This is a genomic window from Streptomyces sp. NPDC055955, assembly GCF_042270245.1.
In the GTDB taxonomy this organism is placed as follows: domain Bacteria; phylum Actinomycetota; class Actinomycetes; order Streptomycetales; family Streptomycetaceae; genus Streptomyces.
Window position 1 is genome coordinate 1 of record NZ_JBHJYS010000049.1, and the last position, 20,989, is coordinate 20,989.

At 66.4% G+C, this 20,989-nt stretch carries 16 protein-coding genes; 13 read left to right on the forward strand and 3 right to left on the reverse strand.

The window, feature by feature from the left end:
• The 3 genes from ACFC96_RS45775 to ACFC96_RS45785 all read right to left on the reverse strand — a co-directional run.
• On the reverse strand, positions 1-164 hold a 164-nt coding region (locus ACFC96_RS45775), incomplete at its 3' end, for a condensation domain-containing protein (RefSeq protein ID WP_376618663.1).
• A 163-nt stretch (positions 165-327) separates the two neighbouring features.
• The gene (locus ACFC96_RS45780; RefSeq protein ID WP_340458005.1) at positions 328-1,479 is read right to left on the reverse strand and encodes a cytochrome P450; all 1,152 of its coding nucleotides are present in this window, start codon (positions 1,477-1,479) and stop codon (positions 328-330) included.
• A gap of 11 nt (positions 1,480-1,490) precedes the next feature.
• The gene (locus tag ACFC96_RS45785; RefSeq protein ID WP_376618644.1) at positions 1,491-4,625 is read right to left on the reverse strand and encodes an amino acid adenylation domain-containing protein; all 3,135 of its coding nucleotides are present in this window, start codon (positions 4,623-4,625) and stop codon (positions 1,491-1,493) included.
• A gap of 587 nt (positions 4,626-5,212) precedes the next feature.
• Here ACFC96_RS45785 and ACFC96_RS45790 point away from each other — a divergent pair.
• From ACFC96_RS45790 to ACFC96_RS45850, 13 genes are all read left to right on the forward strand, one after another.
• Positions 5,213-6,514, forward strand: a complete 1,302-nt coding sequence (locus tag ACFC96_RS45790) for an MFS transporter (protein WP_376618645.1) — start codon at positions 5,213-5,215, stop codon at positions 6,512-6,514.
• A 29-nt stretch (positions 6,515-6,543) separates the two neighbouring features.
• A complete protein-coding gene (locus ACFC96_RS45795) occupies positions 6,544-7,665 on the forward strand; it encodes a zinc-binding dehydrogenase (RefSeq protein WP_340458002.1) in 1,122 nt (373 codons plus the stop codon).
• A gap of 135 nt (positions 7,666-7,800) precedes the next feature.
• The gene (locus ACFC96_RS45800) at positions 7,801-8,577 is read left to right on the forward strand and encodes a thioesterase II family protein (protein ID WP_376618647.1); all 777 of its coding nucleotides are present in this window, start codon (positions 7,801-7,803) and stop codon (positions 8,575-8,577) included.
• 17 nt (positions 8,578-8,594) lie between these two features.
• Complete coding sequence (locus ACFC96_RS45805) at positions 8,595-10,412, forward strand: non-ribosomal peptide synthetase (protein WP_340458000.1); 1,818 nt, start codon at positions 8,595-8,597, stop codon at positions 10,410-10,412.
• On the forward strand, positions 10,409-11,629 hold the full coding sequence (locus tag ACFC96_RS45810; RefSeq protein WP_376618649.1) for an argininosuccinate synthase-related protein: 1,221 nt from the start codon (positions 10,409-10,411) through the stop codon (positions 11,627-11,629). Before ACFC96_RS45805 ends, ACFC96_RS45810 begins: the two co-directional genes overlap by 4 nt.
• A 135-nt stretch (positions 11,630-11,764) precedes the next feature.
• Positions 11,765-12,664, forward strand: coding sequence for an LLM class flavin-dependent oxidoreductase (locus ACFC96_RS45815; protein WP_376618651.1), 900 nt, complete (start codon positions 11,765-11,767; stop codon positions 12,662-12,664).
• Between the two features lie 91 nt (positions 12,665-12,755).
• Complete coding sequence (locus tag ACFC96_RS45820; protein WP_340457997.1) at positions 12,756-14,060, forward strand: SidA/IucD/PvdA family monooxygenase; 1,305 nt, start codon at positions 12,756-12,758, stop codon at positions 14,058-14,060.
• Positions 14,061-14,095: 35 nt separating this feature from the next.
• Positions 14,096-14,740, forward strand: coding sequence for an FMN-binding negative transcriptional regulator (locus ACFC96_RS45825; protein ID WP_376618653.1), 645 nt, complete (start codon positions 14,096-14,098; stop codon positions 14,738-14,740).
• 6 nt (positions 14,741-14,746) lie between these two features.
• Positions 14,747-15,529 (forward strand): thioesterase II family protein, encoded by a 783-nt coding sequence (locus tag ACFC96_RS45830; RefSeq protein ID WP_376618655.1) that lies wholly within the window; start codon positions 14,747-14,749, stop codon positions 15,527-15,529.
• Positions 15,522-16,325: an alpha/beta fold hydrolase gene (locus tag ACFC96_RS45835; protein ID WP_376618657.1), complete on the forward strand. Its 804-nt coding sequence runs from the start codon at positions 15,522-15,524 to the stop codon at positions 16,323-16,325. The genes ACFC96_RS45830 and ACFC96_RS45835 overlap by 8 nt, the downstream gene beginning before the upstream one ends.
• 109 nt (positions 16,326-16,434) lie before the next feature.
• Positions 16,435-17,259 (forward strand): M20/M25/M40 family metallo-hydrolase, encoded by an 825-nt coding sequence (locus ACFC96_RS45840; protein WP_376618659.1) that lies wholly within the window; start codon positions 16,435-16,437, stop codon positions 17,257-17,259.
• Positions 17,260-17,360: 101 nt separating this feature from the next.
• Entirely contained in the window at positions 17,361-17,567 is a 207-nt protein-coding gene (locus tag ACFC96_RS45845) for an MbtH family protein (RefSeq protein ID WP_340457992.1), read from the forward strand.
• 132 nt (positions 17,568-17,699) lie between these two features.
• A partial coding sequence (locus ACFC96_RS45850; RefSeq protein ID WP_376618661.1) for an amino acid adenylation domain-containing protein occupies positions 17,700-20,989 on the forward strand: 3,290 nt, incomplete at its 3' end.

The window sequence follows — 20,989 nt, forward strand, 5'->3', positions numbered from 1 at the left end:
GACTCATGACGCGCGACGACATCACCCAGCGCAGCCTCCAACGCATCCGCGTCCAAAGCACCAGTCAACCGCAAAGCCATCGGCACGTTATACGTGGCACTCGGGCCTTCGAGGTGGTTAAGGAACCACAGACGACGCTGCGCAAACGACAGAGGAATCATGATTGCTTCATCTTTCTGAAGAGTCTGTGGAAGCGGCGTCGCTGGGCTTGGATGTGCACGGCGGTGGGGCCTGAGGCACTAAAGGGCCTGCTTAGGGGAGGGCCCGCCTATGAGGGCCTGCATGCGAAACGTGTGCTGTGGCTCCGTGAGGGTGACTGACGTGAGTTCAGGGCAGCTGGACCAAGGCGGATTCGAGCCCCCGGTAGCCGGTCCCGACTGACCACTGAACGGTTTCCGGTGACAGGAGCATCTCTGGGAAGGTCGTCGTCCAATCACGTATCGCGATGAGCGCGCCCTTGCGGGCGATCGGAGCGCCGAGGCAGTAGTGAATTCCGACGCCGAACGCGATGTTCTTCTGTTCCCGCGCGAAGTCGAGTACGTCGGCGTCTTCCGAGTTCTGCCAGTCCCGGTTGGCGGCGGCGAGTAGCACCAGGACGCGGTCGCCCGCGCGGATGGTGTGTCCGTCGACGGTCACATCAGACAGCGCTACCCGTGGGACTTGCGGAACGGGAGTGTCGAAGCGCACCAGCTCTTCGATGACTGCAGCAAGGTCGGGATGTCCCGCGGCAACTTCCTTGTAGAGGTTGGGGCGGCGCAGTAGATGCAGGAGTCCGGTGCCGATGAGCCCTGCAGTCGTCTCCTGTCCCGCGAAGGACAGAAGGTGAGCGGTGTGCAGGTAGGTGTCTGGCGGCAGTGCGTTGTCATTGACGAGGGGGAACAGGGCGCTGTTGTCGGAGAGGCTCGGGGCGAGCCTTCGGTAGAGGGCGTTGAGCTGGTCGACCGAGTCGGCGGCCTTCGCTGCGAACTCCCTCTTGTGAGGCTGGGCGAGGAAACTGGCGATTGCGGCCACGTGTTCAGCGGCCTCCACGGTCACTTCGACGGGAACATCGAGGACGCGGGCGAGAATTCCGCTGGCGACGGGCGCGGCGAAGTCCTTGGCGAGGTCGACCGTGGGGAGGGTTCGGACCTTGTCCAGGTGTGCGCTTACAACCGATTGGAAGTCCTCGGTGAGGCTTTCCGCGCGGCTTCGGCTGAACCAGGACTGCATGGTACGGCGAAGGAGGGTGTGGGCTGGCGGATCCATGAGCATGAACCAGCCGTGCAGCATCCGCTCCAGTTCGGGAAACTCCTGGGAGGCCGACTCGTCGATGTTGAGCCGGTGCCAGTCGGAGGACATTGCGGGGGAGCGCAGCACGGTGCTGACCGCATTGCGGCCGGTGACCACCCAGACATCCAGGGCGTCGTCCCAGAAGACGGCGGAGCGCTCTTGGAATCTCTTGTAAACCGGATAAGGATCTTCCCAGAACGAGACCCCCATGACCGAACTCCTTACTGCGCTGTGCGACGTTGGGCGGTGGCCTCTGAGGTGGCCGCCCCGTTGGTGAGTAGCTTTTCGTAAGCGGTTCGTACGGCCTCGACTGTGTTTGCGCTGATGCGTTCCGGCCGGGAGCCGAAGGTGAACCTGATGCTGCCGTCGGGCTGTGGCCAGGCCTCTACGACGAGTTCGTGCATGGGGCGGGGGTGCTCTACGTCGAGGGTCGTGACGTCGCAGTCGACGAGGTCGAGGTTCTGCTGGTCGACGTTTTGGAACGCGAACATCGTTTGGAATAGAGGATTGCGGTCCGAGCGTGGCGATCGGACCGCGCCGGCCACTTCGGGGAACGGGACGTCCTGGGCGGCGAACGCCTTCATGACGACGTCGTGCGTGTCATCAAGCACGGACGAAGAGGTTCGGCCGATGCCGCGGAACGGGATGCAGAGCGTGTTGATCATGCAGCCTACGGCGTCCTCCGCGGAGGGGAAGTCGCGTTTGGCCACGGGAACACCGACACCGAAATCGTCTTGACCGAGGATCTGGTGGAGCGCGGTGGCATAGTGGGCCAGCAGCAGGGTGAATATCGTGGTGCCTGCATCGGCCACTGTCTTCTCCAGCTCGGCGACCTCCGAGGCCGGGAGCGTGAAGGAGCTGTCGATGTTGCCGCGTGTGCCGTTCGGTGACCTTGGCGCTGGGCCGAAGTCGAGTGGTGGCAGGTCGGCCAGCGTTTCCCGCCAGAAGTCGAGTTGGCGAGTCCGTTGGCTTGATGTGAGCTGTCGGGCTCGTTCGGCGGTGGTCTCCTGGAGCGTGGCGGGGGCTTCACCGAACTCAGGCTGGTCTCCACGCTGGTGCGCCGCATAGGCCTGGGAGAGTTCTCCGAGGATGATCTTCTCTGACCATGCGTCGAATGCCACGTGATGGACGCAGTAGCCGAGGAGCCAGGTGGAGCCGAAGGGGATGGCGGCGCACTTCCACACTTCCCCCTTCTCGATCTGAAGGGGGACGATGAGGTGCTCTCGCATGAGCCGAGTGGCGTCCGCCTCGCTCTTGGCAGGAGCCAGGATCCGCAGGGAATGTGGCAAGGCGTCAGGATGTAGGAGAGCGCGAGGCCTGGGGATGGCCTCGTACGTGGCGGTCAGGGCCTGGTGGCGCTGTCCCACGTCTAGTACGGCCCGGGCCAGGGCGTCGAGGTCGAGGGGTCCCTCGATCTTCCAGAGAGAGGGACAGAGCGGCGCCAGATCGTCGGGATGGAACTCGTGAGCCATGACGAATCCGGCTTGCATGCCGACGAGTTCCACGGATGACGCTGAAGGGCCCTCCTGTGGAGCGGACGGCCTCACCAGTGGCGTTGCCATCACCTGCACGTCGCGCAGCGCGTGGAGGAAGCCGTCGAGGGTTGGGTTGGCCATCAGCAGCGAGATCGGGACGGGCGTCTCGAGGATCAGGCCCAGCTTGGTGCACAGCCTGCCGGCGTCCAGAGACGTGCCGCCGAGCGCGAAGAAGGATTCATGGGGCAGCACACCGTCACGGCGCAGGACTTGGGCGAACGCCGACTCAACTACTGCTTCCAGAGGGTCCGTTGCATGCCCGCTGGGTTCTCGTGGGGCACTGCTCGCTCCGGGGATCAAGGCGGCCAGCCGCTGATGGTCGATCTTGCCGTTGCCGGATAGAGGGAATTTCTTGAGGCGTTCGAAGTGGTCCGGTACGACGTATCCAGGAGCGTGAGCGGCGATGCGGTGGCGCAGCTCGTCGGGCCCTGGACCCGTCGCTGGGTCTGCGGTGTAGAAGAGTGCGATGGCCTGACAGGTGCCGTTGGCGTCGGTACGGGGGACGGCTACACAGTCGGTGACGCCCGGCACGCGCCGCGCCAGCGTCTCGATCTCCGCCAGCTCGATGCGGTGCCCGCGCAGCTTCACCTGGCGGCCGATGCGGCCGTGGAAGCTAAACGCCCCGTCTGCGTCCACGGAGACCAGGTCGCCCGTCGCGTACATCCGCCGCGTGTGCCCCGACACGTCCACCTGGACGAACTTCTCGTCGGTGAGCTTGGGCTGGCCGAGATAAGAGAGGGCCAAACCGTCGCCGGCGACGAAGAGTTCACCGGGCTGCCCCAGCTCGCACGCCTGACCGTTCTTGAGGACGTGCAGCTCCCTTCCGGCTACGGCCTTGCCGATAGGGATGCCACTCTCGCGCGCGCAGTCGGCGAGCGTGATCTCGTGAACGGCAGCAAAGACCGTTGTCTCTACGGGACCGTAGCCATTGACAAGAGTGACCCCGGGATGGGCTTCGAGGAACGTACGCACATGTCCCGGAGAGAGGCGTTCACCTCCGATGAACAGCCGGTCGATGCCGTCGAAGCAGCCCGGATCCTCCTCGACGAACATGTTGAAGAGTGAGGCGGTGAGCCACAGGACGTTCACCCCGTGGTCGGCGACCATGGCACGCAGCGATGTGGGCAGCAGGTATGCGCCATCGGCCAGAACCGAGGTTCCGCCGCACAGCAGCATCCCCCAGAGCTCCAGGCTGAACGCGTCCCAGGGAAGGGCTGCGCCTTGCGGCATGACGCTTCCGGGTGCGAAGGCACCGAAGACCGGATCCTCGAACAGACTGATGGTGGCCCTGTGCGGTGACACGACGGCTTTGGGTACACCGGTGCTGCCGGAGGTGAAGAAGACGACGGCAGGAGATTCACCGGATACGGAGGATGTGCCGGCGAAGGTGTCGAGCCGGTCCGCGTGCTCCAGGGTGGGCGGAACGAACACGGGAACGGGATAGTGCACCGATTCAGTCGAGAGGACCAGCGGCGACCGCAGGCGCTCCACGAGCTGTTCTTGCCGTGCGCGAGGCCACTCAGGGGCAATGAGTGAATAGGCGGCGCCAGCCTTGAGGACGGCCAGGATGCCGGCGACTAGCTCTGCTGAACGCGGCATGATGACGGGGACGATGTCGCCCGCCGATACTCCCCGGATATGTAGCTCATTGGCCCAGGCATTCGAGACCGCATCCAGTGTGCGGTAAGAAATTCTTCGTCCGCGATCGATCAGCGCGATGTCCTCGTTCCGGGCTGCTGCCTGAACGGAAAAAATCTCGCAAAGACTATCGCCCCGAAATGTGAGGCCTTCCAAGGGTAGCGGCTTCATGTCGTTCGTCATCCGGCCTCAAAATGGATTTGTGGCGATTCGCCGCTGGTTTCGATGTGGCGCCGTGACAGATAGGCCGTGGTGGCCATAAAGGACTATGCAACCTGCGCTGTACCCCCTCGATGGGAGTCGTGAGCATATGCACGAGTTCACGACGTCTATCAGGGGAATTGATTAACTGTCAAGGATTTTCTGAGGGGGCTGCGTCTTTGATTGGGCGGAGCGGAAATAGCGCGTGTGGAGAGCGGAGGGTGCTCGCGCGAGGTGCCTTCTCGGCGTGGTCGTGTGCGTCCGGTGCTGGTCAGTGCAGGAGAGAAGCGCAGGTCCGAGGCGTGTGGAGTGATCTTACGCAGTCGCCGACGATCATCGCTGTGATCCAGGTCATAGTGAATCGGGTCCGAGTGCAATGGGGTAGTAAAAACCCAAGGGGGGCGCTGAGGTGGGCGCTTGAAAGAACTGGAACCGACCGGGCGGCATGTCCCGGTTTGATCTTGCATGCGACGGAATCCTTTGATTAGCGACAAAGGGCGTTGGTTGCCGATTAATGTCACGCATAATTCTCGTTGACTGGCCCCTTCGACTCGTGTCAGCATGACGAGGTGTTCAGACTAAATGAGCCCCTCCGGCTATTAAGGAAACAGCCGTATTGGCCGGTCGTCACTCATTCGCGCTTGCGCCGTATTCTCCCCGGCTTTGCGCTGTCTTATCTGGGTGATGGCATGGCTCTTGTTGCCACTCCCGTCCTGGCCCTCCAGCTAGCTTCCGGGGACAATCGAGGACTGTGGGCGGCCCTGGCCGTCGCGGCCAATAGTCTCCCGGGTGCCATCGGCGGATTCGTCTTCGGTCGTTTCCTCAAGGGGAAACGGGGGGCGCAACTGTCGGGCTGGGACGCGACGCTCCGGGCCACGTGTCTGGCCATGATCCCCATCGCCTACCTGCTCGGGGTGCTCAACGTCGTACTCTTCGTGGCACTCCTCGCCGTTTCCTCGCTGCTCCACGCATGGGGTTCGGGCGGGCGGTACACGATCATCTCCGAAGTGCTGCCGGAAGAGCAGCACTTGGCCGCGAACGGGCTGATAGCGACCCTCGGTCAATTCGGTACCATCGTCGGGCCAGTGATCGCCGGCATGCTCGCGGGGTCCATAGGGCCCGTCTATATCGTCGCCATCGACGCGGTGACATTTGCGGTGCTCGCCGCTACCTACCGCTGGGCCGATAGTCCGGACGGCGCCGTGCGTCCCGCGGCCGTCAAGGGGGATCGGGTCGACGGCTTCAAGATCATTCGGGGCAATCCCGCCCTGCTGGGGATCCTCTGCTTGACGTTCTGCTTCTACTTCTTCTTCGGTCCCGTATATGCGGCACTGCCCGTGCGCGTGTCGGACGACCTGCACGGATCTGCCGACCAACTCGGGCTTTTCTACTCCGCGTTCGGGATCGGCGCCTTCGTCGGTGCGATCCTCACCGGCTACCTGCGGCGCTGGTCGGGATGGCCGCTCATCCTGGTCGTCGTCGTGGGCTTCGGCACCGCGATGCTTCCGCTCGGACTCCACGTACCGTTGTACGTCGCTCTATGCTCCTTCGCGGTCGCCGGCGTGATCTGGGCTCCCTACACGCCGGCGGTGATGGCCCTCTTCCAACGCAGCGCATCGTCCACGGTGTTGCCGCAAGCGCTCGCCGCGTACGGTGCCGTCACGCTGATGGCGTCACCCATCAGCACGGCGCTGGGAGGTCCACTCGTCTTCCTCCTGGGCGCACAGGGAACCCTCCTGTTCTCCGCCACCGGCGTTCTCGCCATCGGCGTGGCGGCTCTCGCGTTCGTCGCCCTGCGTAGGACCGCGCCCGAACCCGCCGACGGCAGCAACGCGGACCGACCGGCGACGGTGGCGGAATCCTCGCAGTGACCTTTGACTGCCTCAACCACCATTAATGGATGGAAATGCCAAACGCTCACCCGAAGACTTCTCGATCCGTCGTCCTGCGCGCCTTCAACAGTCCCCTCGACCTCGAAGAACATGAGGTCGGTGAGGCAGGACCCGGCGAGCTCGTGGTCAACGTCGCGTACGGCGGCGTCTGCGGCACCGACGCGCACCTGTGGAGCGGGCGGCTGAACATACCCACGCCCGTCGTCCTCGGCCACGAAGGCCTCGGGCGGGTCGAGCAGATCGGATCCAGCGAGCTCCTCGACTCCAACGGCGACCTCCTGCACGTCGGTGACACCGTCATGTGGGCCTCGTCGATCTCCTGTGGCACGTGTGTCCCGTGCCGCATCCACGAAGAGCCCACTCTGTGCGAGCGCCGCACCACCTACGGCGTGAACATCCCCGCGTCCGACGAGCCTGGACCCTCCGGCTCGTGGTCTGAGCGCATGACCCTGCGCCGTGGCACGAGCGTCGTCAAGCTCCCCGCAGGGGTGGACCCGCTGGCGGCAATGTCCCTGGCCTGCGCCGGCCCCACCATGGTCCACGCGCTCTACGGTCGCCGGCCCGTGAGGCTCGGAGAGACCGTCGTGGTTCAAGGCAGCGGTCCGGTAGGACTTGCCGCCGCCGCCATGGCCCAACTCGCCGGCGCCGCAAAGGTCATCGTGGTGGGCGGCCCCGAAACCCGCCTTGCCGTCGCCGCGCAGCTCGGCATCGGTGACCACCACATCGACGTCATCGGCGGACAGGGCCCCAAGGCCGTGGTCGACGAGGTATACGCCTTGACCGGAGGCCGTGGCGCGGACCTGGTCATCGAGTGCGCGGGCGCTCCGAGCGCTGTTCCCCAGGGAATTGCCATGGCGCGACGCGGAGGGGACTACCTCGTCGTCGGCCAGTACACGGACCGCGGCAATGTCGAGATCAACCCGCACCAGCTCGTCTATCGCCAGCTGTCCCTGTTCGGCTCCTGGGGATTCACCGGCGCGCACCTGGTCGCCTACGTGAACCTCCTGCCAGCCCTCACCGAACGGTTCGACCTCCAGCACCTGGTGACCGAGTTCCCGATGGTGGAGTGCGAGGAGGCACTGCGCCGCCTCGGCGAAGGCTCCGTCATGAAGGCTGTACTGCGCCCCTAGCAGCGAGCCAACACGCCGCCAACACCGGCAGCGAACGAGGCGCGTGACCGCCCTGGGCCCGTACCGAGCGAGCGGCGCAGCCGTCCGTTGACGTGCGCAGTTCCACCGACCCCAAGAACCAGAAGAGACGGAAACGTGGCTTCGAGATCATTTGCGCTGCATTGCGCCGAACCGGAGAACGCCTCGGTACGTGTCCTGCTCATCCCGCACGCGGGGGCTGGAACGTCGAGCTCGGCGGGCCTACGACGGCACGTGCCTACCGACTGGATGGTGGCGACCGCACGGCTGCCCGGCCGCGAGTCTCGCATCCGGGAACAGGTCACCGGCCTGGACGGGCTGGTCGACGATGTCGTGCGCACCGTACGCGCCCTGCCCGGCTCGGCGCCGCTGATCCTTGTCGGGGTCTGCTCCGGCGCGGTCATCGGCCTCGAAGCCCTGCGCGAACTGCAACGTCATGACCCCACGCTGGTGGCCGGTCTCGTGGTGGTCGCGCAGGGGGCGCTCAACGAGGACCCGGCCCCCACGGCACGGCTGCTGCGCGACACCGACTCCACAGCCGAGGTCATCGAGATAGTCCAGGGCCTCGGCGGGATCCCGGACACGGTGGCGGCCAATGAGGAGATGCTGCAGATGGTCTTGCCCGGCATCGTCGCCGACTTCCGGGCGGTGGAGGGACATCGCGCCGAGCCGCAGCCGCTGCTGACCTGCCCCCTCCTCACCATCGCCGGACACGACGACGAACTGTGCTCCGAGGAGCGGATGGAGGGCTGGTCGCTCTACGCCGAGCAGGTCTTCGACCGCAGGATCGACGGCGGTCACATGCTGCTGACCGACAGCCCGGCCGCACTCGTGGAGTGCATCACCGATCACCTCCCGCAGTTGACCTCCGACACCCTTGAGCGGCGCCGATGAACGTAGCGGTGGAATCCATGGAGACCATGCCGACCGACCGGTCGCGATGCCTCGACACGATGCTGCTGGAGCGGTGGGACCGTACGCCTTCCCTTCCGGCACTCGTCGACGGCGACGTCGTCGTCTCGATGGGAGAGCTGAAGGAACGCGCCCTGCGGGTCGCAGGAGCACTCCTGGAGCAGGGCCTGCGTCCGGGCGAGCGGGTGGTCGTTTACCAGGAGCGCTCGGTCGAGTTCGTCGTGTCGCTGCTCGGCGTCATCGTCGCGGGCGGCGCGACCGCTGCCTTCGATGTCGGGGACCCGGTGCAACGGACCCTCCAGATGGTCGAGGACTGCACGCCTCGCCTGTTGATCACGACGGATGTCCTGGCGGAGCGGCTGGGCAGCGACCTCACGGTGCCCATGCTCACCGCGGAGGCATGCCGACGACACGACCCGGCCGACCTGAGTACGCCGACGGTCCGTGATCCCGAGCAGCCGGCCGTGATCATCTACACCTCGGGATCCACGGGCAAACCGAAGGCGTCGCTGATCAGTCACCGTGCACTGATCTCACGGCTCGAGGCACTGCAGTCCACGCACCGAATGGACGAAGCGGACAGCATCATCCACCACACGGTGTGCAGCTTCGACATGTATCTCATCGAGGTGTACTGGCCGTTGGTGGCGGGCGCCCGCGTGGTCATCGCGGAACCCGGCCGGCACCGCGACGCGGACTACCTCGCCGACCTGATCAAGGTCCACGGCATCACCACGTTCTACTGCGTCGTCTCGCTGCTCGACCTGTTCTTGCTGGCACGAGACCCGGCCGAACGCTACGACGGGATCCGCCAGGTCCTCACGGGCGGCGAACCGCTCAGCCCCGACCTCGTCAAGCGGCTGTATGCCCGGTCGGCCGCCACCCTCACCAACCTCTACGGGCCCAGCGAGTGCACGATCTACTGCACAGCCTGGGAATGCCCGCGGGATCCTGAGCTGGACACCGTCCTCATCGGACCCGCCATCGACAACACCCTCCTGCGCATACTCGACGAGGACGGCCAGGCGGTGGACGCCGGTGAGCCCGGGGAGCTCTACATCGGCGGAGCCGGCCTCGCTCTCGGCTACCTGAACCGGCCCGAGCTGACGGCCGAACGGTTCGTGCAGGACCCCTACGGGAAACCGGGGGAGAGGCTCTACCGCTCCGGGGACCTGGTGCGCGAACAGCCCCATGGCGTACTGGAATACCTGGGACGCGTCGACCGACAGGTCAAGATCCGCGGCATCCGTATCGAACCGGGCGGGATCGAAGCGGTAGCAGTGCAGTGCCCCGGCGTGCAGCAAGCCGCCGTCGTCACGCAGGGAGAAGGCAGCGCCAAGCGACTGGTGGCCTTCGTGGTCAAGGAGCCGGACGCTGACGAGCAGACCACCAAGGCAGCGCTGCGCGATTGGCTGCGCGCCCAACTTCCCTACTACATGGTGCCTTCCGCGCTCTGGACCGTGGACCACTTCCCGCTGACCGCCAACGGAAAGTTGGACCAGACCGCACTGGGCGAGTGGGCCGACAAGCTCCAGACCGATCAGCCCTCCGCCCCGGCGCCCGCGGTCACAGACGACGCCGACCTGGAGACCGCCGTCGCCGACATCTGGTGCTCGGTCCTGGGGACCTCCACCGTCGACCTCGATGAGGACTTCTTCGACATCGGAGGCGACTCCTTCAAGGTCGTCCAGGTCATCGAAGCGGTCAGGGACCTCCTGCAGCGCGAGATCCCCATGTCGACCCTCTTGCACGAACCCACGCTCGCCGCGTTCACCGCGCAGCTGCGCCACACGATCAACCAGGAGCGCCGGGCATGACCCCTTCCACCGCACACCACCCCGCACGCCTGGGCACTCCACGGCTGCTGCGCTCCTTTGCAGACCTCTCGCCGGAACGCCTGGACCCCAAGCGCCCCGTAGTCACTCTGTTCAGCGGCGGCCTGGACAGCAGTTACCTTCTACTCCGCCTGGTCCAGGCCGGTTTTCGTGAGGTCCACGCGGTGAGCGTGGACCTCGGTGACGGAGAGACAGCCGAGGACCAGCAGCAGGCCGCGGAGCACCTCGGCGTCCACCTTCACATCGTGGACGGCCGACAGCGTTTCGTCGACGACTTCGTACGCCCGGCAATCAGCGCCCAGGCGGTCTACCTCGACACGCACCCCATCAGCTCCTCGCTCAGCCGCCCCCTGATCGCCGAGGTCGCCGTCGGCATCGCCCGGGACCTCGAAGCCTCGGCGGTCCTGCACACCGCGAACCGCTCGCAGAACACCCTGCGTAGGCTCAACGGCGCGCTGAGCCTGCTCGGTTACGAGGGAGCCTTCGGCAGCCCCTACGACCTCGACCCCGTCGACCGCGACCAAAAGGCCCGCGAGCTTGAAGACGTCGGCCTCGCGCGCATGGGCAAGCGGATCGTCAGCGTCGACTCCAACCTGTGGTGCCGCGAGTTCGAGTCGGGAGTCCTGGACGACCCCGAGGACCACGTCGTTCCGGAACACCTCTACGAGTGGAGCATCCGCACCAACGAGGCGACGCCGACAAGCGTCGAGGTCGGCTTCGAGGCAGGCGTGCCCACCTCCCTGGACGGGCGCCCGCTGGGTCTGCGTGCCCTCATCGAGCGTCTCAACCAGCAGGTGGGCGCCTACGGCATCGGCCGCTACAGCGGCCTTGAGCACCTCCCAGGCGGACAGAAGGTACTGGAGCTGCGCGAGATGCCGGCCGCCTGGCTCCTGCTCCACTCCTACCGGCACCTGGAGACTGCGACCCTCGACGCGGAGACCATCAGGGAGAAGATGCACCTCGAGCAGGTGTGGGTGCGCGAGGCCCTGGAAGGCCGGTGGTACGGCCACCTGCGCGAGGCCACCCAGTCGTTCATCGACGTCTGCGCCACGAAGGTCACCGGCACCGTCCGCTGGCGGCTGCATCCCGGGCACGCCGACACCCAGTCCATCGTCGCCCAGCACCCGCTGTACCTGCGCGACCGCGAGGAGTGGGAGAAGTCCTCCCTGGGCAAGGCCGCGCCCCTCGCCGGCGGTTGATGCCCACCTGCCCGCTCCACAGCCCACGAAGTGCCGGTGGCCGAGACGACGCTCGACCAGCACCCGGCAAAGCCACACGCGTCCCACTGGGCGCCCGATGACAGGGGGGAAGGTTCGTTGACAGGAAGAACTGCCATGCGGCTGAGCACCGTCATCCTGCCCACCCAGCGCTGGACCGAGGGCGGCAGCCGGTGGCGACAGGCCGAGGAACTCGGTTTCCACACCGCGTACACCTATGACCACCTGTCCTGGCGCAGCTTGCGCGACGGTCCCTGGTTCGGCACGGTTCCCACCCTGGCGGCCGCCGCGGCGGTGACCCGGCACATCCGCCTGGGCACACTCGTCGCCAGTCCCAACTTCCGTCACCCGGTCCCGTTCGCCAAGGAACTCATGACACTGGACGACCTCTCGGAAGGACGGATCACCCTGGGAGTGGGCGCCGGTGCCCATGGCTTCGACGCCACCGCCCTAGGGCAACCCGCATGGTCGCCGCGCGAACGGGCCACCCGTTTCGAGGAATTCCTCACGTTGCTCGACCAGCTGCTACGGGAACCCGCCGTCTCCTACGAGGGAGCCTTCTACCGCGCGGAAGAGGCGCACGGCATTCCCGGATGCCTGCAACGTCCGCGCCTGCCATTCGCTGTCGCCGCCACCGGACCACGCGGCATGGAGCTGGCAGCACGATACGGGCAGGCATGGGTGACCCTGGGACATCCAGGGCTGTCCGACGATGAGGCCCGGTTCCACGCCACGGTCGTCGAACAGGTCGGCCGCCTCGAAAAAGCATGTGCCGGGCAGGGACGGGCGCCGCAGGACATTGACCGGATCCTCCTGACGGGCTTTACCGGCGGCGACCCGCTGCAGTCCGTGGACGCGTTCGTCGACTTCGCCGGACGCTACGCCGAACTGGGATTCACCGAGATCGTCATCCATTGGCCCCTCGAAGACTCCGTCTTTGCGGCCGACCAGCAGGTCTTCGAACGCATCGCGTCGGAGGCCATGCCGCAACTCACCGTCTCCGCCCCACCGGCGTGAGGAGGCCGGCCGCTGCGGCGCCCACCGCTTCACCGGCCCACATACGCAACAGCCTTCGGGCGCGACAGACATACGCAAGGGAAATGGGACAATGACAGCTCCGACAGCCGCCGCACTTGAGCCGGTCCTTGACGTGTTGGGGGTGGGGTTTGGTCCCTCCAACCTCGGCCTGGCCATCGCCATCGACGAGCGCAACCAAGCAGAGGGCCTCGGCGTCAAGGCGCGCTTCATCGAACGCAAGCCGAGCTTCGGCTGGCACCGAGGCATGCTGATTGAGGGCGCCACCATGCAGGTGAGCTTCCTCAAGGACCTGGTCACCATGCGCAACCCCGTCAGCGGGTTCAGCTTCCTCTCGTACCTCCACGAGAAGGGGCGCATGGCCGACTTCATCAACCACAAGGACTTCTACCCCTCACGCCTGGAGTTCCACGACTACCTGGAGTGGGCCGCTGCGCGCGTCGCGTCGGACGTCACTTACGGCACCGAGGTCGTCGGCGTGGAGTTCGACCCCGACCAGGGCGAGACGCTCGCCGTCTCCGTGCGGGAGGTCGACGACCCGCGGACCGTGACCGTGTACCGCACCCGCAACCTCGTCATCGCTAGCGGCCTCATCCCCAAGTTGCCCGAGGGCGTCACGCGCTCCGAGCGGGTGTGGCACAGCTCGGAACTGCTGGACCGCCTCGAGGAGGTGCGTCACGGCGCCCCTCGCCGGTTCGCCGTTGTCGGTGCCGGGCAGAGCGGAGCCGAAGCGACCGCACACCTGCACGACGTCTTCCCCGAGGCGGAGGTCTTCTCCGTCATCCCGCGCTACGGCTACAGCCCCGCGGACGACTCATCCTTCGCGAACCGGGTCTTCGACCCAGCGACCGTCAACGAGTTCTTCGGCACCTCCGCGGACGTCAAGCAGAAGTTCTACGCCTACCACGCGAACACCAACTACTCCGTCGTCGACAACGACCTCATCTCGGAGCTCTACCGGCGTTCATACCTGGAAGGAGTGAAGGGCCACAGGCGGCTGCACCTGCTGAACATGTCACGTGTCGACGAGGTAGCCACGAACCCCGACAACGTGAACCTTCGCGTGCAGCTCATGCTGGACGACACGTCAAGGGAACTCGACGTGGACTACGTCGTGTTCGCGACCGGCTATCACCCTATGGACTGTGCGGGCCTCCTGGGCGGTGTCCTCGACTCGTGCAAGCGTGAAAGCGACGGTCGCCTCCGAGTCGGGCGCAACTACCGCGTCGTGACAAGCGAAGACCTGACGCCGGGCATCTACGTCCAGGGTGGAGTGGAGCTGTCGCACGGCATCACGTCGTCCCTGCTGTCGAACATCGCGGTGCGGTCCGGCGAGATCGTCGACTCGATCCTCCAGCGTCCCGTCCCCACCGCCTAGCGCGCGTTCGCCGCCCCAGCTCAAGGAGAATCACCGTGTACGTTCCCAAGGGATACCGCCCCCAAGATCCTTCCTGGGCGATCGACGCCGTACGGAGCAACCCGCTGGCTGTCCTCGTCAGTAGCGGGGACGGAAGTCCGTACGCCACCCACCTGCCGGTAATCCTCGATACGTCCACCCTGGACGCGGGCACGGGCGAGACCGGTCTGGAAGGCGTCACCTTCCTGGGACACCTCAACCGGCAGAACCCGCACTGGAACCACCTGGCGTCGGGTCAGCGGGCGCTCCTGATCTTCCAGGGACCTCACAGCTACATCACACCCAGCGTGTACGAGGTGTCCCCCGCGGCTCCCACCTGGAACTTCGTGTCCGTCCACGCGCAGGGAAGCCTCGAGGTCATCGACGACCCGGCCGGCACCCTGGACATCATCAAGGCCACGGTAGCCGCCTACGAGAGCGACTTCGGTTCCGACTGGGACATGGCGCACTCCCTGGACTACTTCGATGAACTACTCCCGGGCGTAGGCGCGTTCCGGCTCAAGGCCGACTCCGTCCAGGGCATGTTCAAACTCAGTCAGGAAAAGACGCCCGAGGTACGGTCACGGGTCGTCCACGCCCTGGACGCCAGCGGATCCACCACCAAGCAGACCCTCGCTGCCACCATGCGCGCATACACGTAGGCTCCCATGGACACGACCTACCTCCCCTCCTGGCAGCGCCGCGACGACCGCGCCCGCATGCGTCTGTTCTGCCTCCCGCACGCCGGTGCCGGAGCCGGTGCCTACCGCGCGTGGACCGACCTCGGCTCTCCCGATGTCGACGTCCAACCGGTGCAACTACCCGGCCGGGATGCGCTGGCGGGCACCGCCCTGATCGATGACCTGCACACTCTGGTGGGCGAACACCTGGGCCCGGCCATCGCCCAGGCCGACGACCTGCCCTACGTCCTGTTCGGACACAGTATGGGCGCCGCACTGGCGGCGGAGCTCACCGCGTTCCTACTGCGGCACGGGCACCGCCCGCCCGAACTCCTCGTCGTCTCGGCGTACCGTGGCGGCGACGACACCAGCCGCTGGCTGCCCGGATCGAGCGACGAAGAGCTCCTTAAGGACGTCCTCTCCCTGGGAGGAACCGACGCCGAGCTCTTCAGCGAGCCCAGCATGCGCCAGTTCTTCCTCGAGACCATGCGCAACGACATCAAGATGCTGCGCGGCTACCGGCGCGGCTACCGGCGCCTCCCAGTGCCCCTGCTGGCCCTCGGAGGCAAGGATGACCACGATGTCCCGGAGGACGAACTGGCTCTCTGGAGCAGCCGCACCACGCTGCAGTTCACACAGCGGATGCTGCCCGGAGGACACTTCTACCTTCACGAGCAGCCCGCCGAGGTGATCGGGCACGTTCTCGAGACCCTGAGACAACTCCCACTCGCCACCGCCCACTTCGGCCGGGTCGGGAGCCGCCATGCATAGCGTGCGCAGAGGAGACCACGACATTACCTACACCCGGCAGGGCGCGGGCGAGCCCGTTCTGCTGATCATGGGGAGCGGCGGGAGTTCCCGAACCTGGGACGCCTACCAGGTGCCGGCACTGGTGCGCGCCGGCCACCAAGTCGTGACCTTCGAAAACCGGGGCAGCGTGCCCGGGCCCTCCCAGCCCTTCGGCCTGGACGACATGGTCGAGGACACCGCCCACCTCATCGAGGCACTCGGACTTGCCCCGTGCCGGGTCGTCGGGGTGTCCCTGGGAGCCATCGTCGCGCAGGAGCTGGCCCTACGCCATCCGCGCCTGCTCCGCCAGGCCGTCTTCATGGCCACTCGCGGACGCACCGACGCGATGCGCCGTGCCATCGTCACGGCCGAGATCGAGCAGACCCAGACCGGGTCCACGACGTCGGCCGCCCACCGAGGAATTCTGCTAGCCACCCAGAACCTCTCCCAATCAACTCTGAAGGACGACTTCCAGGCGCAGGACTGGATCGCCCTGCTGGAAGGGCCGGCCGACACGAGCGAGGGCTACCGGTACCAGCTGGAGAGCACGCTCGTCCCCAACCGGCTGAAGGACTACGCGGCCATCGAAGTGCCCTGCGCCGTACTGGCCTTCGGCGACGACATCATCACACCACCCCATCTGGGACGGGAGGTGGCCGACGCCATCCAGGGCTGCCAGTACGTCGAGATCGAACGGTGTGGGCACTACGGATACCTGGAGCGCCCCGCCTCGGTGAACGCTGCGCTGACCGACTTCTTCGCCGGACGGCAGCCCTAGACAAACTCGAGAGCGCAGGAACCGCATGCTTCGTCTGAACAGTAGAAACGATCGCGACGAGACTTTCGCCGGGATCCTCGACACCGTCACCCCGGACACCGTCCGATCCTTGGTCGAATCGATAGCCGGTTTCGGACCGCGCTCCGAAGACCGCCCCGAGGCAGTCGCGGCCACCCTGGACTTCCTGCAGGAACGGCTCGAAAGCCTCGGCTACGAGGTCACCCTGGAGAAGTTCGGTGCCCAGGCCCATCAAGTAAACGTCTCCGCTCTCCTCAAAGGCTCCCAGCCCGAGCAGCCGCTGATCGAGATCGGCGCGCACTGGGACACCGTCAAGGAGAGCCCCGGGGCAGACGACAACGCGAGCGGCGTCGCTGGGCTCCTGGAGGTCGCGCGATGCCTCAAGGGCGTGCCCCGGATGAAGCGCGGCATCCGATTCTGCTTCTTCGGCGAAGAGGAGGTCGTCGGACTCCCCGGCAGCACCAGCCACGTCGCCAACCTCGGAGATGAGAAGGTCGACGGCCTGATCATGCTGGAGATGATCGGATACAGCGACCCGCGCCCCGACTCTCAGAAGACCCCTTTCCGGGTCCCGGGCGTCTTCTGGCCGCCGCGGACCGGAGACTTCATCGCGGTGATCGCCGACCGGCGCTCCACGCGGTGGGCCAAGGCCTTCGAAACGGGCGCCGCCCGCTACGCCGGCGACCTCAAGGTCTACGCCGTGCGTCGCATCGGCGGCCTGATCAAGGACGCCGCGCGCAGCGACCACCTGCCCTACTGGAAGTCCGGGCGGCGCGGCCTGCTGGTCACTGACACAGCGAACCTGCGCAATCCGCACTACCACAAGGACACGGACACCCCCGAGACCCTCGACTACGCGTTCTTGGCGAACGTGACGCGCGCCGCCGCCGGAGCGCTCGAGGTCCTGGCGCACTGAACGAGGGCACGGGCCCCCGCCGTGGCCCGTCGACGCACGCGCACGCCCCTGCAACCCCGCTGGCCACATGGCCAGGCACGACACAAGGTGAGGAATCAGCAATGACGAACCCGTTCGACGACACCGAGGGCCGCTTCATCGTCCTGGTCAACGACGAGGCCCAGCATTCGATCTGGCCCGTCCGCATAGACGTGCCGGCCGGCTGGACATCCGTATTCGGCGAGGACAGCAAGGAGGCCTGCGTCGCCTACGTGGACGAGCACTGGGCTGATATGCGGCCGGAGAGCCTCCGGCAGGCCACTGCCTGACGCGGACCGACCCCCGCAACGCCGCTCGCCACCGCCTCGCTTCCCTGACGCCGGAGTGCCTCACTCGGGCCGGGAATCCATCAAACGGGACTGCTCATGACTGCTGATTTCGGTGCCAGCCACCTTCCTCTGATGTCTTCTCAGCTCGGACTCTGGTACGCCGACCAGGCAGGCGGCCGCGGCTACTGGATCGCCGAGTACTTCGACATCGCCGGCCCGGTTGACGCCGCTGTCTTCGAGGAGGCATGGCACCAGGCGTACGGCGAAACGGAGTCCGCCGGCATCAGGGTTGTGGAGCGGGACGGCGAGCCCCGCCAGATCCTTGGCGACTCTGAAGCCGTCGTGGGGCACCTCGACGTCTCCGGAGACGAGTCACCTGAGGAAACCGCGTGTGCCTTCATGGCAGCGGACCTCGACGAGACTGTGGACCTGGCGACCGGTCCCCTCGCCAAGGTCGTCCTAATCAAGATCGGCGAGAAACGGTACTTCTGGTACCAGAAGGTCCATCACATCGCGATGGACGGCTACGGCGCCTCACTGTTCGCCGCCAGGGTGGGCCACCTGTACAACTCCAAGATGGGCAAGGAGGAAGAGCAGCCCTGCCCCTTCGGATCACTGCGTCAGCTGCTCGACGAGGACGCCTGGTACCGCACGTCGGACACCTTTCAGCGTGACGGAGAGTACTGGCGCGAGACGCTGAGCGGTTGTACCGCCCCGAGCACCCTGTCCACTGGGACGACGGGCGGCACTGGAGGGACCATCCGCGTCTCCGCGGACGTCGACGACGGTCTCCGCGCCCGCGTCCGGAAGAACCTCGGTCGTGCTTTCCCGGCCGTCATGGGCGCCGTGATGGCGCTGTACATACACAAGTCCACCGGCGCCGAGGACATCGTGTTCGGGCTGCCCGCCACCGCGCGAGTCGGCAAGGAGTCTCGCAGCGTCCCAGGAATGACCTCGAACATCCTGCCCGTCCGGCTGAGCATCGACCCCGCCGACACCATGGCGGACCTGGTGCGCACGACCTCGCGCCGCATGCGGGAGTCGCTGCGGCACCAGCGCTACGCCCTGGAGGCCATCCACCGGGACCTGGGTATCGCCCCCGACGGCCCGGGCGTCGTCGGCCCCAGCGTCAACGTCATGTCCTTCGACTACAAGATGGAGCTGGACGGCTGGGCCGCCACGGCGCACAACCTCGCGATCGGCCCCGTGCAAGACCTCACGCTGTCGATCTACGACCGTCAGGACGGCCGTGGCATGCAGTTCGTCCTCGACTGCAACGCGGACCTCTACGAGCCGCACCACGCGTCCCTGCACTTGGACCGCCTGATCCGGCTCATGGAAGCCGCAGCCGCCGGTCACGACCGACCGGTCAGCGAACTGCGACTACTCAGCGAACTGGATGAGCGACAGGTCCTCGTCGATTTCAACGACACCGAACGCCCTTCGCCTCAGGTGCTGTTGGGCGACCTGTTCGAGGCACAGGTGGCGCGGACCCCGGACGCGCCCGCGGTCGTCTTCGAGGGCACCACCCTCACCTACCGCGAGCTCAACGAACGAGCCAACCAGCTCGCCCACCTGCTGCTGGCTCAGGGCGCGGGTCCAGAGCAGTTCGTCGCACTCGCCCTGCCCCGCTCCCACGAACTGATCACCGCGATCATCGCCGTCATCAAGACCGGCGCCGCCTACGTGCCGATCGACCTGGAATACCCGGCCGAGCGCATCACCTACATGCTCACCGACGCCCACCCCACCCTCACCCTCACCACCACCCAAGCCCGCCAGAGCCTGCCCACCGACACTCCCCACCTCCTCCTAGACCACGCCGACGTTCAGGACCAGCTGGCCGCCCACACCACCCACAACCCCACCGACGAACACCGACCCACCCCCCTCCACGCCCAGCACCCCGCCTACGTCATCTACACCTCCGGCTCGACGGGACGGCCCAAGGGCGTCGTCGTCACCCAGGGCGCGCTCAGCCATCAGATGGTCTGGCTCCAGCACGAGACCAGTACGTCGAGCGACGACGTCATGCTCGCGCGGACGTCGCTGAGCTTCGACGCCGCGGGCTACGAGATCTGGCTGCCCCTTCTCTACGGTGGCGCCATATCCCTGACGACCTCCGACACGTCACGTGAACCGCTGCGTCTCATCGCCCAGATGACGTCCGACGGGGTCACCATGGCCAACTTTGTGCCCTCCCTGCTCTCCGAGCTGCCCCTACCCGACAACGTCGGCGTGGAAGGCGGCACCCTACGCATGATCCTGTGCGGTGGAGAGGCACTGCCCACCACGCTCGCCGGGCGTGCGGCGACGGCCTGGGGCGCCTCCCTCATCAACCTCTACGGGCCGACCGAAACGACCGTTCAGGTCACCTCAGAGCAGTGGAGCCCGAGCTACTCGCAGCAGGCCGTTGTGCCCATCGGCCGACCCATGTGGAACACCCAGATGTTCGTGTTGGATGCGGGGTTGCGTCCGGTGCCGGTGGGCGTGAGTGGTGAGTTGTATGTGGCAGGTGTTGGTCTGGCGCGTGGGTATTTGGGGCGTGCGGGGCTCACGGCGGAGCGTTTCGTGGCTTGCCCGTTCGGCGCTCCGGGCGAGCGCATGTACCGCACCGGGGACCTGGCCCGCTGGCGTGCCGACGGCAGCTTGGAGTACCTGGGGCGTGCGGACGACCAAGTGAAGGTCCGCGGCTTCCGCATCGAACTGGGCGAGATCGAGGCTGCGTTGGCCGCCCAGCCCGGAGTACGCCAAGCCGCCGTCGTAGTACGCGAGGACCGACCAGGGGACCGGCGTCTGGTCGGCTATGCCGTTGCTGCACCGGGACAGGAACTGGAGGCCCAGGAACTGCGTCTGGGCATGGCCCGGTCCTTGCCGGGGTACATGGTGCCCGTGGCGCTCGTCGTCCTTGACGCGCTGCCGCTGAGCCCGAACGGCAAACTGGACCGCAGGGCCCTGCCGGCCCCGGATCTGAGCAGCACGACAGGACGGAACCCGCGAAATCCGCGCGAGGAAGCCCTGTGTGCCCTGTTCAGTGAGGTGTTGGGTCTAGAGCGGGTCAGCATCGATGACGGCTTCTTCGCCCTGGGCGGTCACTCCCTGCTGGCGACCCGTCTGATCAGCCGCATCCGATCCACGATGGGTGTCGAGCTGCCGATCCGCGCCCTGTTCGAGGCCCCCACCGTGGCCGAACTGGCGGAACGGCTGGGTGAGAACGCAGGAAAGGTGCGTCTGGCGCTGGTCCGCAGGGAGCGGCCGGATGTGGTGGGGCTGTCGTTTGCGCAGCGCCGCTTGTGGTTCCTTAACCAGCTTGAGGGGCCGAGCGCTACGTATAACGTGCCGATGGCTTTGCGGTTGACTGGTGCTTTGGACGCGGATGCGTTGGAGGCTGCGCTGGGTGATGTCGTCGCGCGTCATGAGTC